The 14,705-nt window shown below is 65.8% G+C and carries 13 protein-coding genes and 2 riboswitches; all 13 genes read left to right on the top strand.

Annotated elements, in window-relative coordinates; all coding sequences use genetic code 11:
- Positions 1-20: 20 nt before the first annotated feature.
- The 13 genes from pepP (at position 21) to J7355_RS15100 (ending at position 14,704) form a co-directional block, all read left to right on the top strand.
- Positions 21-1,373, top strand: a complete 1,353-nt coding sequence (gene pepP, locus J7355_RS15160) for a Xaa-Pro aminopeptidase (RefSeq protein WP_209064160.1) — start codon at positions 21-23, stop codon at positions 1,371-1,373.
- Entirely contained in the window at positions 1,370-2,614 is a 1,245-nt protein-coding gene (gene ubiH, locus J7355_RS15155; RefSeq protein ID WP_209064158.1) for a 2-octaprenyl-6-methoxyphenyl hydroxylase, read from the top strand. The genes pepP and ubiH overlap by 4 nt, the downstream gene beginning before the upstream one ends.
- Entirely contained in the window at positions 2,611-3,816 is a 1,206-nt protein-coding gene (locus tag J7355_RS15150; RefSeq protein WP_209064156.1) for a UbiH/UbiF/VisC/COQ6 family ubiquinone biosynthesis hydroxylase, read from the top strand. The genes ubiH and J7355_RS15150 overlap by 4 nt, the downstream gene beginning before the upstream one ends.
- Positions 3,817-4,058: 242 nt before the next feature.
- Positions 4,059-4,148: riboswitch (glycine riboswitch) on the top strand.
- Positions 4,149-4,167: 19 nt separating this feature from the next.
- A riboswitch (glycine riboswitch) is annotated at positions 4,168-4,250 on the top strand.
- A gap of 56 nt (positions 4,251-4,306) precedes the next feature.
- Positions 4,307-5,416, top strand: a complete 1,110-nt coding sequence (gcvT, locus tag J7355_RS15145) for a glycine cleavage system aminomethyltransferase GcvT (RefSeq protein ID WP_209064154.1) — start codon at positions 4,307-4,309, stop codon at positions 5,414-5,416.
- A 72-nt stretch (positions 5,417-5,488) separates the two neighbouring features.
- Positions 5,489-5,884 carry a glycine cleavage system protein GcvH gene (gene gcvH / locus J7355_RS15140; protein WP_209064152.1) on the top strand — a complete coding sequence of 132 codons (396 nt, stop codon included), beginning with the start codon at positions 5,489-5,491 and terminating at the stop codon, positions 5,882-5,884.
- A gap of 68 nt (positions 5,885-5,952) precedes the next feature.
- Positions 5,953-7,332: an aminomethyl-transferring glycine dehydrogenase subunit GcvPA gene (gene gcvPA, locus J7355_RS15135; RefSeq protein ID WP_209064150.1), complete on the top strand. Its 1,380-nt coding sequence runs from the start codon at positions 5,953-5,955 to the stop codon at positions 7,330-7,332.
- A gap of 44 nt (positions 7,333-7,376) precedes the next feature.
- On the top strand, positions 7,377-7,883 hold the full coding sequence (gene tpx / locus J7355_RS15130; RefSeq protein ID WP_209064149.1) for a thiol peroxidase: 507 nt from the start codon (positions 7,377-7,379) through the stop codon (positions 7,881-7,883).
- A 52-nt stretch (positions 7,884-7,935) separates the two neighbouring features.
- Positions 7,936-9,420, top strand: coding sequence for an aminomethyl-transferring glycine dehydrogenase subunit GcvPB (gcvPB, locus tag J7355_RS15125; protein ID WP_209064147.1), 1,485 nt, complete (start codon positions 7,936-7,938; stop codon positions 9,418-9,420).
- Positions 9,421-9,533: 113 nt separating this feature from the next.
- Positions 9,534-10,469, top strand: coding sequence for a carbohydrate kinase family protein (locus tag J7355_RS15120; RefSeq protein WP_209064145.1), 936 nt, complete (start codon positions 9,534-9,536; stop codon positions 10,467-10,469).
- A gap of 43 nt (positions 10,470-10,512) precedes the next feature.
- A complete protein-coding gene (locus tag J7355_RS15115; protein ID WP_247740027.1) occupies positions 10,513-11,043 on the top strand; it encodes a GNAT family N-acetyltransferase in 531 nt (176 codons plus the stop codon).
- A gap of 57 nt (positions 11,044-11,100) precedes the next feature.
- Positions 11,101-11,892 (top strand): prolipoprotein diacylglyceryl transferase, encoded by a 792-nt coding sequence (gene lgt, locus J7355_RS15110; RefSeq protein WP_209064141.1) that lies wholly within the window; start codon positions 11,101-11,103, stop codon positions 11,890-11,892.
- Entirely contained in the window at positions 11,889-12,710 is an 822-nt protein-coding gene (locus J7355_RS15105) for a thymidylate synthase (RefSeq protein WP_209064139.1), read from the top strand. Before lgt ends, J7355_RS15105 begins: the two co-directional genes overlap by 4 nt.
- Positions 12,711-12,982: 272 nt before the next feature.
- Positions 12,983-14,704, top strand: a complete 1,722-nt coding sequence (locus J7355_RS15100) for a GGDEF domain-containing response regulator (protein WP_209064137.1) — start codon at positions 12,983-12,985, stop codon at positions 14,702-14,704.
- Position 14,705 lies beyond the last annotated feature (1 nt).

Genomic DNA, 14,705 nt, shown 5'->3' with positions numbered 1-14,705 from the left:
CTTGTCTTAGGAAGGATTGAATGAGGGATCAGTCGCATCTGCGTCATCAGGATCGTCAGACCGATCACGCCGCCCGGCGGCGTCGTCTCGCCCAGGTCGTCGGCGAGAACGGGGTCGCGCTGATCGCGGCCACGCCGGAGCGCAACCGCAACAACGACGTCGACTATCCCTACCGGCCGAACAGCGACTTTCGCTATCTGACCGGTTTCACCGAGCCCGAGGCGATCGCCGTGATCGCGCCGGGCTTCGAGGCCGGCGATTATCTGCTGTTCTGTCGCGAGCGCGATGTGGAACAGGAGATATGGGTCGGTCGCCGTGCCGGCCCCGAAGGCGCGATGGCCTGGTACGGGGCCGACAGTGCCTACGATATCGACGACTTCGACGACTGGCTCGCCAAGCTGCTCGACGGCCGGCAGCGGCTTTACATCACCCTGGGCACACACAAGGAATTCGAGCACGACGTGCTGCGCCGCATGGAAAAGCTGCGCAGCCAGGGCCGCCGGGCCACGCCGCCCAATGAAATCGTGTCGCTCGACCGCATCCTTCACGAGATGCGTCTGCGCAAGTCCGCGGCCGAAGTGGATCTCATGCGCGAAGCCGCGGCGACCTCGGCGCGCGCCCATGCCGCCGCGATGCGTGCAGTGCGGCCGGGCATGCACGAGTACCAGCTCGCGGCGGTGCTGCACTACGAATTCGAGATGGACGGCATGAGCTGGGCCTATCCCAGCATTGTCGGCGCGGGCGAGAACGCGTGCGTGCTCCATTACATCGAGAACGCCGCGCCGATGAAGGACGGCGATCTGGTGCTCATCGATGCCGGCGCCGAGTACCGCGGCTACGCCGGCGACATCACCCGGACCTTCCCGGTCAACGGCCGGTTCACCACCGCGCAGCGCGAACTCTACGACGTGGTGCTGGCCGCCAACCGTGCCGCCATCGATGCCGCTCGGCCCGGCGAGCCGGTCAATGCGGTGCACCAGGCGGCGCTGCACGTGCTCGTCGAGGGGCTAGTGCGGCTCGGGCTGCTGGAGGGCGATGTCGAGGACGTTATCGAGACCGAGCGATATCGCAGCTTCTTCATGCACGGCACCAGCCACTGGATCGGCATGGATGTGCACGACGTCGGCGATTACAAGAGCGGCGACGAATGGCGGCTGCTCGAGCCGGGCATGGCGCTGACCGTGGAGCCGGGCCTGTATGTGCAGGCCGGCAGCGAAACCGCGCCGCGGCGCTTCTGGAGTACCGGCATCCGTGTCGAGGACGACATCGTGATTACGGACGACGGCTGCGACGTGCTGACCTCGGACGTACCCAAGGATGCCGACGAAATAGAGGCGTTGATGGCACAGGGTCAGTCCGGAGGCGGCGCGTGAGTCGCGACTACGACATCGCCGTGGTCGGCGGCGGGCTGGCCGGCGCGAGCCTGGCCTGTGCGCTGGCCGATACCGGGCTGTCGATTGCGCTGGTCGAGGCGGTGCCGTTCGATACGCCGGCCGATGCCAACATGCAGGCGCGCACGACCGCGCTGGCCTGGGGCACACGCGCGCTGTTCGAGCAGCTCGGGCTGTGGGGCGACATGGCGCGCGACGCCGCGCCGATAAAGCGCCTGCACGTGTCCCAGCAAGGTCGGTTCGGCACCGTGCGCGTGAACGCGGCCGACTATGATCTGCCCGCGCTTGGTTACGTACTGCCCAATCTCACCATGATCGAGGCGTTGCGCGCGCGGCTTGCCGCAATGCCGCAGGTCGACGTCGTCGCACCGGCGCGCTTCGAGTCGCTCGTGCGCGACGAGACGAACGGCCACATCGAGATCCGCTGCACGCGCGAGACCGGGGCGAGCGAGACATTGCGAACCCGCCTGCTGGTCGGCGCCGACGGCGCGCGCTCGTCGGTGCGCGGTGCGCTCGGCATCGGGGCGCGCACGGATGATTACCACCAGCGCGCGATCATCACCATCGTCGAACCGGAACGCGCCCACGGCGGTTGTGCCTATGAACGCTTCACCCCGGATGGGCCGATCGCGCTGCTGCCGCGTACGCGCGCAAGCTGTGCCGCGGTCTGGACGCTGCCCAGCGAATGCGCCGAGCAACTGTGTGCCGCCAGCGACGACGATTTCATCGCCGAAATGCAGGCGGTCTTCGGCGAGCGGCTCGGCGCGCTCGCGCTGGCGGGCCCGCGCGGCAGCTATCCGCTGGCGCGCGTGCTGTGTGAGCGTGCCGCGGTCGAGCGCGCGGTGTTGATCGGCAACGCCGGACACGCGCTGCATCCGGCCGCAGCGCAGGGGTTCAACCTGGCGATTCGCGATGCGCTGGTGCTCGCGGCCATGCTGCGCGAACGTCTGGCGACCGATTCCGAATTCGACCCGGGCAGCGCCGATCTGCTCAACGGCTGGGCCGAGGCGCGCCGGCCGGATCAGCATCGCGTTGCCAACTTCACCGACGCCATCGTGCGTTTGTTTTCCAACCGCATTCCCGGGCTCGATCACGCACGCGGCGCGGGCCTGTTCGGGCTGTCGCTGTTGCCGGCGCTGCGTGACGACATGGCCCGGCGCAGCATGGGCCTTGCCGTGGCGCCGGCCGGCCCATCATCGAACGCGCACGAGGGGTCGACATGAGCACACGCACACCCCGTTACGATGTCGCCATTGTGGGCGGCGGCATGGTGGGCGCCGTGCTGGCCGTGGCCCTGAGCCGGGCCGATTTCTCCGTCGCGCTGGTCGAGGCGAAACGCCCGAAGCGTTTCGACACGAACGACGACTACGACCTGCGCCTGTCCGCGATCGCACCGGGACCCCGGCGCGTGCTCGACAACCTCGGGCTCTGGGATGCGGTCGAGCGGCGTCGTTGCTGTGCGTTCACGGGGATGAAGGTCTGGGATGCCGGCAGCGCGGCCGAGCTGTTTCTGGAACATACGGCGGTGGGCCTGCCCGAGCTGGGGCATATCGTCGAGAACGATCTCGTCGTCGACAGCGCCTGGCAGGCGCTGACCGAAGTCGATATCTACTGTCCGGCGATGCTGGAAAGCCTGGCCGTCGAGGCCGATGCCGCACGGCTGCAGCTTGACGACGGCAGCACGGTGAGCGCCGCGCTGGTGGTGGGCGCAGAAGGCGCGAATTCGCCGGTGCGCGCGGCGGCCGGTATCGAGACCACCGGCTGGGCCTACGGTCAGCGTTGCACGGTCGGCGCGGTCACGCCCGAGCGTCATCATCGGCATATCGCCTGGCAGCGCTTCACCGAAACCGGGCCCGTGGCGTTCCTGCCGCTGTCCGATGGGCGCTGCTCACTGGCCTGGCACGCCGACGACGCGCTCGCCGCCGAGCTGGCCGAACTGGATCACGACGCGTTCTGCGCGCGCCTGACCGAGGCCAGCGCCGGCGTGCTCGGGCGTATCGAGCGCATGGACACGCGCGCGGCGTTTGCGCTCAAGCTGTTGCACGCTCGAGAGTATTGCCGCCCGCGCGTTGCGCTGGCCGGCGATGCGGCGCACGTGCTGCACCCGATGGCCGGGCAGGGGGTGAATCTCGGGCTGCTCGATGTGGCCGAACTGGTGGCTGCGCTCGAGGCCGGGCGGGCAGCGAACCGGGATGCCGGCGACATGACCTACCTGCGCCGCTACCAGCGCGCGCGCATGGCCGAGAACCTGATGATGATGGGGGCCACCGATGCGCTCAAGCGCGTCTACGGCAGCGCCAATCCGCTGCTGCGCAGTCTGCGTCAGCAGGCGATCGGCATCGCTTCGAATCTCGCACCGATACGCCAGATCATGATCCACCATGCGGTCGGCCTGGCCGCCGACGGACCGCGATTGTTGCGATAGGTTTTTACTCGCTGCGTGGGCGATCGGCCGATCGCGGCGCGTCGGAAACCGCCAGGAAGCCGGCCTGACGCTAAGGCGCCAAGACAGGCTGCGCCTTGGCGAGTCGTTACCTCCCATTGTTGGCGTCTTCGCGCCTTGGCGTGAGACACGCGCCGTGTGTTCAAGATCGGCCGGCCGGCTGTCGTCACGCCCGTCTTGCTTGGACTGTGTCGGTCGCGCCGGTATAGTTGGTGACACGGTCATTGAACCGCGTGGGAGAGAACGGGCTGCGGCCCGTCACCGAAGGCGCACACCGCCCGGAAACGCTCAGGTACCCGAACCACGCGGCCGCTGGCGTCATGACGCGCCGGCCTGATCGACTCTGGAGAGCAGTCGTGGCGACCACGACTCACCGAAGGGGCAAATCTCTCAGGTGCCAGGACAGAGGGGCGGCAGGACGAAGTCTCGACTTTGCTCGTGTCCGTTTCACGCTGTTCAACCTGGGAATCCGATGGCCAAACGCACCCCGCTTTACGACGCCCACGTCGCGGATGACGCCAAGCTGGTGGATTTCGCCGGCTGGGACATGCCGATCGACTACGGTTCGCAGATCGCCGAGCACAAGGCGGTGCGCGAAAGCGCCGGCATGTTCGATGTGTCGCACATGGCGGTGGTGGACATCACCGGCAGCGAATCGCGCGCCTTTCTGCGTCGGCTGCTCGCCAACGATGTCGCCAAGATCGACGAGGACGGACGGGCGCTCTACACCTGCATGCTCAACACCCGCGGCGGCGTGATCGACGACCTGATCGTCTATCACCTTGCGGGCGAGCACTACCGCATCGTCGTCAACGCGGCGACCACCGAAAAGGATCTTGCCTGGCTCGACAGCCAGGCCCGTGATTTCCAGGTCGATATCCAGCACCGGCAGGATCTCGCGATTATCGCGGTACAGGGCCCGCGCGGGCGCGATCTGGCCGCCTCGGTACTGGACGAGGACTTTGCAGCGGCGGCCATGCAGCTCAAGCCGTTTCGCTGCGCCAGCGACGGTGATCGTTCGGTCGGCCGTACGGGCTACACCGGCGAGGACGGCTTCGAGCTGGTGCTGCCGGCCGACGAGGCGGTCAGCGCCTGGAAAAAGCTGCGCGATACCGGCGTAGCACCCGTGGGCCTCGGCGCGCGCGACACGCTGCGCCTGGAAGCCGGGCTCAATCTCTATGGCCAGGACATGGACGAGGACCGTACGCCGCTGGAATCGGGGCTGGCGTGGACGGTGGCTTTCAAACCGGCCGAGCGCGAGTTCGTGGGCCGCGACGCGCTCGAACACATGCGCGAGCAGGGCGTCGGCGAGAAGCTTGTCGGCCTCGTGCTCGAAGGCCGGGGCGTGATGCGCAGCCACAGCGCGGTGCGCGCCGCCGACAGCAGCGTCGAGGAAAAGCAGGCCGAGGGCGAAGTGACCAGCGGCAGTTATGCGCCGACTCTGTCGCGCTCGATCGCGCTCGCGCGCGTGCCGGCGGACTGGCAGGCGCGCGTCGAAGTCTGCCTGCGGGGCAAATGGCAGCCGGCACGCATCGTGGCCTATCCCTTCGTGCGCAACGGCAAGAGCCGTATCGACGACTGAGGCGCTTTCTGAGTAGCCTCGACCCACCATCCGTTCATGCGCATTGCGCGTATCAGCTGCAAGGGGAGCCCCATGAGTGAAATTCCGAAGGATCTGTCGTACACCAAGACCCACGAATGGATCGACTACGACGGCGACGGCACGTGCACGGTCGGCATCACCGACTATGCCCAGTCGTCGCTCGGCGATCTGGTGTTCGTCGAACTGCCGGAAACCGGCACCAAGGTCGGCGCGGGTGATGCCGTGGCCGTGGTGGAGTCGGTGAAGGCCGCTTCCGACATCTATGCGCCGCTCGACGGCGAGATTGCCGAGATCAACGAGCAGCTCGAGGACTCGCCGGAACTGGTCAACGAAGACCCGTTCGGCGAGGGCTGGCTGTTCAAGATCAACGTCTCCGACCCGGACGCGGTCGAGAACCTGCTCGATGCCGACACTTATGAAGGCATCGTCGAGGACGAGGAAGACTAGCGCGCCAGCGCGCCGTCGGCGCAGCGATGCCGGCGGCGCCGACGGCGCTCGACGACCAGCGAGGACCCATGCCTTTCATTCCGCATACCGAAGACGATATCCGGTCGATGCTTGACGCCATTGGCGTGGACGCCATCGACGATCTGTTCGACGAGATCGACGACAGCCTGCGCGACGTCAGCCTCGACTCGATTCCGACCCGGGCCAGCGAACAGGCGGTGTCGCGGTTGATGGGCGAGCGCGCCGCGGCCGACGCCGGCGGGCTGTGCTTCATCGGCGCCGGTGCCTATGAGCACCATATTCCGGCCGCGGTATGGGAGCTGACCACCCGAGGCGAGTTCTACAGCGCCTACACGCCGTATCAGCCCGAGGCCAGTCAGGGCACGCTGCAGGTCGTCTATGAATACCAGACGATGATGACCGGGCTCACCGGCATGGATGTGGCCAATGCCTCGCTCTACGACGGCGCCTCGGCGCTGGCCGAAGCGGTGCTCATGGCCGTGCGCGCCAATCGCAAGTCCAAGGCCTCGCGGATTCTCATGCCGGCGAGCGTGCATCCGTTCTATCGCCAGGTGGCGCACAATATCTGCGCGAATCAGGGCATCACCTTCGAGGCGATCGATTTCGATAGCCGCCAAGGCACGGTCGATGTCGATGCGCTCGAGCGCTGGGCCGGCGAGGACGTCACCGCGCTGGTGATCCCGCAGCCCAATTTCTTCGGCGCCCTCGAAGACGTCGACGCGCTCACCGACTGGGCGCACACCAACGGCGCGCTCGCCATTGGCGTGGTCAACCCGCTGTCGCTGGCCGTACTCAAGGAGCCGGGGCGCTGGGGCGCTGGCGAGGGTGCGGACATCGTGGTTGGCGAAGGCCAGCCGCTGGGCGCGCCGCTGGCCTCGGGCGGGCCGTATTTCGGCATCCTGTGTTGCCGCAAGAAGCATGTGCGCCAGATGCCGGGCCGCGTGGTCGGCCGCACGCAGGACATCGACGGCCGCGATGGCTATGTGCTGACGCTGCAACCGCGCGAACAGCATATCCGTCGCTCCAAGGCGACCTCGAACATCTGCACCAATCAGGGGCTGCTGGTCACGGCAGCGACCATCCACATGAGCCTGCTCGGCGCGCAGGGGGTGGAGAATGTCGCGGCGACGTCGATCGCCAACACGCGGCGCCTGGTGAGCAAGCTCACGGCCATCGATGGCGTGGAGCGCGTGTTCGATGCGCCTTGCTTTCACGAAACCGCGTTGCGCCTGCCGGGCGACGCATCGGCCGTACTCGAAGCGCTGGCCGACCGCGGCGTGTTCGGCGGTCTCGCCTTGGCGGATTTCTATCCCGGGCTCGAGAACACCGTGCTGGTATGCGCCACCGAGACCAAGACCGAGGCCGATCTCGACGTCTATGCCGATGCGTTGCAGGCGGTGCTCGTCGAGCAGGCACAGGCTGCCTGAACAGACCGCGGCCGCGATTTTTCCAGACACAAGCAAGGACCGACATGACGCAACAGATCACGCTCAAGGGCAATCCCGCACAGGTGACCGGGCAGCTGCCGGCCGCCGGCGACCGCCTGGTCGACTTCAACCTGACCGGCACCAATCTGCGTGACATGAGCCTCGAGTCGTTCTCGGGCAAGCGCAAGATCTTCAATATCTTTCCGAGCATGGACACGCCGACCTGCGCGCTGTCGGTCAAGCGCTTCAACGCCGAGGCGCATGCGCTGGACAACGTCGCACTGCTGCAGATCTCGGCCGACCTGCCGTTCGCGCATGCGCGCTTCTGCACGGCCGAGGGCCTGGAGAACGGCACCACGCTGTCGATGATGCGCGACAAACGCTTCGCCGAGGATTACGGCGTGCTCATTGCCGACGGCCCCATGGCCGGACTGTGCGCGCGGGCCGTGATCGTGGCCGATGAGAACGACACCGTTCTCCACAGTGAACTGGTCGCCGAGATCGGCGACGAGCCGAACTACGACGATGCGCTCGCCGCGCTCAAGGTCTGAACTCAAACCGCAAGCAAGCAGCCCGGTGTGAAAGCGCGGGGCTGAATACGCCATGACCGAAAAGCTGATCTTCGAACACAGCCGCCCGGGCCGTCTTGCACTCGCGCAGGCCCCGGCCGAGGCGCCCGCCATCGACGACATTCCGGCCGCATTGCGGCGCGAGTCGGGCGTGGGGCTGCCGGAAGCCTCCGAGATGGACGTGGTGCGCCATTACACACGGCTGTCGCAGCTCAACTTCTCGATCGACACCCATTTCTATCCGCTCGGTTCGTGCACGATGAAGCACAACCCGCGGGCCTGTAACACCTTGGCCTCGCTGCCCGGTTTTCTGAACCGGCATCCGCTGGCGCCGGCCAGCCACGGGCAGGGCATGCTCGCCTGCCTGTACGAGCTGCAGGAAATGCTGACCACCGTGACCGGCATGGACGCGGTCTCGCTCACGCCGATGGCGGGTGCGCAGGGCGAGTTCACCGGCGTGGCGATGATCAAGGCCTATCACGAGTCGCGTGGCGACACGGCACGCGACGAGATTCTGGTGCCGGATGCCGCGCACGGCACGAACCCGGCCACGGCGGTGATGTGTGGCTGCAAGGTGGTCGAGATTCCGACCGATTCGGACGGCGACGTGGATATCGCGGCCCTGCGCGAGGCGGTCTCCGAGCGCACCGCCGGCATCATGCTCACCAACCCGTCAACGCTGGGCGTGTTCGAGCAGGACATCCTCGAGATCGCCGAAATCGTGCACGGCGCGGGCGGGCTGCTGTATTACGACGGCGCCAATCTCAACGCCATTCTCGGCAAGGTTCGCCCGGGTGACATGGGCTTCGACGTCATCCACATGAACCTGCACAAGACCTTCTCGACGCCCCATGGCGGCGGCGGGCCGGGTTCTGGCGCGGTCGGCGTGGGCAAGCGCCTGCGTGATTTCATGCCCATTCCGGTCGTCGGCAAGGACGGCGAGGGCGATGCCGCGACCTATCGCTGGCTTACCGAGAAAGACGTGCCGCATACCATCGGCCGGCTCTCGGCATTCATGGGCAACGCGGGTGTGCTGCTGCGCGCCTATGTCTATGCACGGCTTCTGGGGCGCGAGGGCATGACCCGCGTGGCCGAATTCGCCACGCTCAATTCGAACTACCTGATGACGCGCCTGCGTGAACGGGGTTTCGATCTGGCCTTCGCGGACCGGCGTGCCAGCCATGAGTTCATCGTCACGCTCAAGCGTCAGAAACAGCAGCTCGACGTCACCGCGACCGATTTCGCCAAGCGTCTGCTCGACTACGGCTTCCACGCGCCGACGATCTACTTCCCGCTGCTGGTGCCGGAATGCTTTCTCATCGAGCCGACCGAAAGCGAGTCGAAGGAAACGCTCGATGCCTTCGTCGCGGCCATGGTCGCGATCTGGGACGAGGCCAAGGCCGATGCCACGACCCTGAAAGACGCGCCGGTCAAACTGCCGGTACGCCGGCTGGATGAAGTCGCGGCGGCCAAGAACCTCGATCTCAAGCACGAGTCGGCCACGGCCGCCGACGCCTGATCGCCTGTTGCGATCAGCCGGCCGCGCTGTCCGGCTGTGGCATGATGCGCGGCTGATCTTGCAGCGCCGCGCGCTCCGGCGCGCGCTGAGTTTCTCAAGAGAAAGGACAATCTATGTCAGCTTTGATCTGCGGATCCTTCGCCTACGACACGATCATGGTCTACACGGGCCACTTCAAGAACGAGATCCTGCCGGATCGCGTGCACATGCTGAACGTGTCGTTTCTGGTGCCCGAGATGCGCCGCGAGTTCGGCGGCTGCGCCGGCAACATCGCCTACAGCCTGAAACTGCTGGGCGGCGAAGGCGCGCCGATGGGCACCGTGGGCAGCGATTTCGACGACTATGCTGACTGGATGGACAAGCACGGCATCAGCCGCGAATATCTTAAGCAGGTCGATACTGCCTATACCGCGCAGGCCTATATCACCACCGATCTGGACGACAACCAGATCACCGCCTTTCATCCGGGCGCGATGGGCCATGCCCACGAGCAGACCGTACCTACCGATGGCAGCGTGACGCTGGGCATCGTCTCGCCGGACGGCAAGGACGGCATGGTCCAGCACGCCGCACAGTTCGCCGAGGCCGGCATCGATTTCATCTTCGATCCGGGTCAGGGCCTGCCGATGTTCAACGGCGAGGAGCTCAAGCGCTTCATCGACCAGGCTGCCTATGTGACCGTCAACGACTACGAGTCGCAGCTGATGCTCGATCGCACCGGCCTGTCGCTCGAGGAAATGGCCGGCCAGCTCAAGGCTCTGATCGTGACCAAGGGCGGCGAAGGCTCGGTGATCTATGCCGGCGGCGAGCGCATCGACATTCCGGCCGGTTCGCCGACCGCGCTGGCCGACCCGACCGGCTGCGGCGATGCCTTCCGTGCCGGCCTGATCTACGGCCTGCAGCAGGGCATGGACTGGGAAACCACGGGCCGCGTGGCTTCGCTGATGGGCACGATCAAGATCGAGCGTCCGGGCACCCAGAACCATCGCTTTTCGATGGAAGACTTCGCTGCGCGCTACAAGCAGGAGTTCGAGCGGGACCTGTTCTAAGCGCGCGCTCCTTCGTACCGGACCGGCGTCGGCCGTGATCAGCATGCCGTACACGCTGGCCACGCCGCGGCTCGTTTTGCGCGAGCCGCGGCCGGCCGACGCCGAGGCCGTGTTCGAATTCGCGAGCGATCCGGTCGTGTCGCGCTACATGACCTGGGCGCGGCATCTGGATATCGAGGACAGCCACGAATTTCTGGAAGACGTCGCCACCGGCTGGGCTTCCGGCGAGGAATTCTGCTGGATGATCGAACACGAGGCCCGTGGCGCGATCGGCACCGTCGCATGCGTGTTCAGCGAGCAGGGCGCCGAAATCGGCTATGTGCTCGCCCGTTCGGCCTGGGGGCAGGGCTTCGGTTTCGAAGCCGCGCGTGCGGTTTTCGACATCGCTCGCGGCCTGGACGAGCTCTACCGGATCTGGGCCACCTGCGACCCGGACAACCAGGCCTCCATGCGGATTCTCGAGGCGCTGGGCATGCGCTGCGAGGGCCGACTGCGGCGCTGGTCGGAGCGCCCGAACCACGAAGACTACGACGGCGCACCGCGTGACGTGTTCATGTATGCGTGGACGCGCTGATCTTCCGGGCACCGCCGACCACTTGATGTCATTGCCTTCCTGCTAGAATCCGTCGCCATGTTCGTGCATCCCGATATCGACCCCGTCGCCATTGCCATAGGCCCGCTCGCCGTGCACTGGTACGGGCTGATGTATCTGCTGAGTTTTCTCGTGGGCTGGGGCCTGGGGATCGTGCGCACCAAGCAGGCGCATATCCACTGGCAACGCGAGGAGGTCGGCGATTTCCTCTTCTATGTCGTGCTCGGCGTGGTGATTGGCGGGCGCGTCGGCTACATGCTGTTCTATCAGCCGGGCATGCTCATCGATAACCCGCTGCAGCTGTTCTATATCTGGCAGGGCGGCATGTCGTTTCATGGCGGCATGCTGGGTGTGTTCGCCGCGGCGGGCTGGTTCGCGCGCAGTACGCAGCGCGCGTTCTTCGACATCACCGATTTCGTCGCGCCGATCGTGCCGGTGGGTCTGTTCTTCGGCCGCATCGCGAACTTCATCAACGGCGAGCTCATCGGCCGCGTGACCGATGTGCCCTGGGCGATGGTCTATCCACGCATCGACATGGCGCCACGCCATCCATCGGAACTCTATGAGGCCGCTCTCGAGGGCCTGGTGCTGTTCGCGCTGCTCTGGTGGTTCGCGGCGAAGCCACGGCCGCGCATGGCGGTATCCGGGCTGTTTCTGCTTGGCTATGGCTGTCTGCGTTTCTTCGCCGAGTTCTTCCGCCAGCCGGATGCCTTCCTCGGCTTCGTGGCCTTCGACTGGATGACCATGGGACAGGTGCTCTGCACGCCGATGATCCTCGGCGGTATTCTGCTGCTGGTGCTGGCCTATCGCCGCGACACGGTGACGTCATGAGCGCGCCCGAAGTCACGCCGCTCGAGCAGCCCTATCTCGATCTGATGCGCGAGGTGCGCGATCAGGGCACCCGCAAGGCCGATCGGACCGGCACCGGCACGGTGTCCGTGTTCGGCCGGCAGATGCGCTTCGACCTGTCGCGCGGGTTTCCGGCGCTTACCACCAAGAAACTGCATCTGCGCTCGATCATTCACGAGCTGCTGTGGTTTATCGCTGGTGACACCAACATCGGCTATCTCAAGGACAACAAGGTGCGGATCTGGGACGAGTGGGCCGACGAGAACGGCGATCTCGGCCCGGTCTATGGTTATCAGTGGCGCAGCTGGCCCGCGCCCAACGGCGACTCGGTGGATCAGCTGGCGCGGGTGGTCGACTCGATCAAGCACAGCCCGGACTCGCGCCGCCATGTCGTGACCGCCTGGAACCCGGCCCAGGTCGACGACATGGCGCTGCCGCCGTGCCATCTGCTGTTCCAGTTCTACGTGGCCGACGGCAGGCTGTCGTGTCAGCTCTACCAGCGCAGCGCGGATATCTTCCTCGGCGTACCGTTTAATATCGCGTCGTACGCGCTGCTCACGCACATGGTCGCGCAGGTCTGCAATCTCGAGGTGGGCGACTTCGTGCACACGCTCGGGGACGCGCATCTCTACCTGAATCATCTCGAACAGGCCGACACGCAGCTCGCGCGGGCGCCGCTGGCGGCCCCGCAGCTATGGTTGAACCCGGCGGTCGACGACCTGTTCGCGTTTCGCTTCGACGATATTCGTCTCGAGGGCTATCGCAGCCACGCCCGTATCAGCGCGCCGGTCGCTGTCTGAAGCAGGGCGGTGGATCGCGTCGCGAGGCTTCGTCTTTAGTCGGAAACGAGCGCTTTTTCGCGCAGCGAATCGCGCGCGAGGCCCGATGAAGACCGCGCCGACAGGCACGCCTGCCAGATCAGAAACATAGATAGCGACGGTTCGCACAAGGTTTGCGGCAATCGGCCGATAGATGCCGGACAAACGCTACGCGATCGCGGCTCAGCAGCCAGTCACGGCGGCATATTCTGCGCTAGACTTGCCTGAACCTCGGCTGACTGGGCACGGGAGATATGGCGCCACCCCGAACGGTACGTGTACTTATCGTGGACAACGATCCGGAGGATCGTTCGCTGCTCGCGGATCTTCTGCGTTCCGGTCCGCGTTGTCGTTACGACCTCACCATGGCCGGTTCCTATGCGGACGGGTTGGCAGCGCTGCGGCGTGGTGAGTTCGATATCTGCCTGCTGGATTACGAACTCGACGGCCATACCGGTCTGGAGTTGATCCGCAGCCCGGCCGCGGTCGCTCTCGGTGCGCCGATCGTGGTTCTGACCGCCCACGACGACTACGACATCGACCTGGCGGTGATGGAAGCCGGCGCGGCCGAGTTTCTGCCCAAGGGCGAACTCAGCGCCACGCTGCTCGAACGCACGATCCGCTATTCCATCCAGCACTACGAAAGCCAGCGCAAGTTCACCTACCTCGCGCGCCACGACCAGGTGACGGGCCTGTTCAACCGAACCGTGCTGCTCGAGCGGCTGCAATACATGCTCGAACGGCCCCGGCGTGAGCGCCATCCCTTCGCCGTGCTTTATTTCGACCTCGATGGCTTCAAGTCGATCAACGACAGTCTCGGTCATGGCGTGGGCGACGAGGCGCTGTCCACGTCGGCCAGCCGGCTCAAGGAACAGTGTGGCGGTCATCCGTTGCTGGCCCGCCTCGGTGGCGACGAGTTCGTTGCCGTGGTGGATACCGACGACAAGGACGTGGTGCGCGAGCTGGTGGACGGCGTGCTCGAGTCGTTTCGCAAGCCGATCGTGATCGATGAGCACAAGATCTTCGTGACCATCTCGATCGGTGTCGCGACGTATCCCGAAAACGGCACGGCCGCGAACACCCTAATCAACAATGCCGACGCCGCCATGTATCTCGCCAAGCAGGGCGGGCGCGATACCGCACACTGGTTCGACCGCGAGCACGACGGACGGCCGGAATCGCGTATCGGTCTCGAGAACGAGCTGCGCGCCGCCATCGAGGCGAACGAGCTGCATCTGGTCTATCAGCCGCAGTTTGATCTGGACAGCGGCCGTGTCGTCGGGCTCGAGGCGCTGGCGCGCTGGAATCATCCGCGGCTGGGGCCGATCCCGCCCGAGGAATTCGTGCCGCTCGCCGAAGCCCGGGGTTGTATTAGGGCGCTGACGCGCTGGGCGCTGACCCATGCGTGCCAGCAGTATCTGAGCTGGCGTGACGCCGGTGTGCTCGACGACGACGTGGTGCTTGCGGTCAATGTGTCCTCGCAGCACGCCCGCGACGAGGATTTCCTGCCCATGGTGCGCGAGCTCATCGAGCGGCTGGCTATGCCCGCGCGCCTGCTCGAACTGGAATTCACAGAAAACGCACTCATGCTGGGCCCGGACGACACCAATCCACTGGTCGAGCAACTCAAGGATCTGGGCGTGCAGGTGGTGATCGACGATTTTGGCAAGGGCTATTCGTCGCTGAGCTACCTCACGCGCCTGCCCGTGGACTCGCTGAAGATCGATTTGAGCTTTCTTCAGGGCGTCACCGACAATAATCGCGATCGCGCCATGGCGCGGGCGATCATCGCCCTCGGTGCGAGCCTCGGTCTGCGGGTGGTCGCGGAAGGCGTCGAAACCAACGACCAGCGGCAATTTCTGGTCGATAACAAGTGCGCGTTCGGGCAGGGCTTTTTCTATGCGCCCGGTCTGCCCGTCGCGGACTGCACACGTCTGCTCCAGGACAGCGCGCCGATGAGCGCGCTCTTTCACTAGG

This window comes from Endozoicomonas sp. G2_2, from assembly GCF_017744135.1.
In the GTDB taxonomy this organism is placed as follows: domain Bacteria; phylum Pseudomonadota; class Gammaproteobacteria; order Nevskiales; family Salinisphaeraceae; genus Salinisphaera.
Note: the sequence above shows the minus strand (reverse complement) of the source record. Positions and strands in the feature narration are given on the sequence as shown.

Excerpts from the sequence above, each read along its gene's own strand:
- pepP (WP_209064160.1), top strand. The coding sequence starts at position 21 with ATGAGGGATCAGTCGCATCTGCGTCATCAGGATCGTCAGACCGATCAC.
- J7355_RS15120 (WP_209064145.1), top strand. The coding sequence starts at position 9,534 with ATGTCAGCTTTGATCTGCGGATCCTTCGCCTACGACACGATCATGGTC.
- tpx (WP_209064149.1), top strand. The coding sequence starts at position 7,377 with ATGACGCAACAGATCACGCTCAAGGGCAATCCCGCACAGGTGACCGGG.
- gcvT (WP_209064154.1), top strand. The coding sequence starts at position 4,307 with ATGGCCAAACGCACCCCGCTTTACGACGCCCACGTCGCGGATGACGCC.
- J7355_RS15100 (WP_209064137.1), top strand. The coding sequence starts at position 12,983 with ATGGCGCCACCCCGAACGGTACGTGTACTTATCGTGGACAACGATCCG.
- gcvPB (WP_209064147.1), top strand. The coding sequence starts at position 7,936 with ATGACCGAAAAGCTGATCTTCGAACACAGCCGCCCGGGCCGTCTTGCA.
- J7355_RS15115 (WP_247740027.1), top strand. The coding sequence starts at position 10,513 with ATGCCGTACACGCTGGCCACGCCGCGGCTCGTTTTGCGCGAGCCGCGG.
- J7355_RS15105 (WP_209064139.1), top strand. The coding sequence starts at position 11,889 with ATGAGCGCGCCCGAAGTCACGCCGCTCGAGCAGCCCTATCTCGATCTG.
- J7355_RS15150 (WP_209064156.1), top strand. The coding sequence starts at position 2,611 with ATGAGCACACGCACACCCCGTTACGATGTCGCCATTGTGGGCGGCGGC.
- gcvH (WP_209064152.1), top strand. The coding sequence starts at position 5,489 with ATGAGTGAAATTCCGAAGGATCTGTCGTACACCAAGACCCACGAATGG.
- gcvPA (WP_209064150.1), top strand. The coding sequence starts at position 5,953 with ATGCCTTTCATTCCGCATACCGAAGACGATATCCGGTCGATGCTTGAC.
- lgt (WP_209064141.1), top strand. The coding sequence starts at position 11,101 with ATGTTCGTGCATCCCGATATCGACCCCGTCGCCATTGCCATAGGCCCG.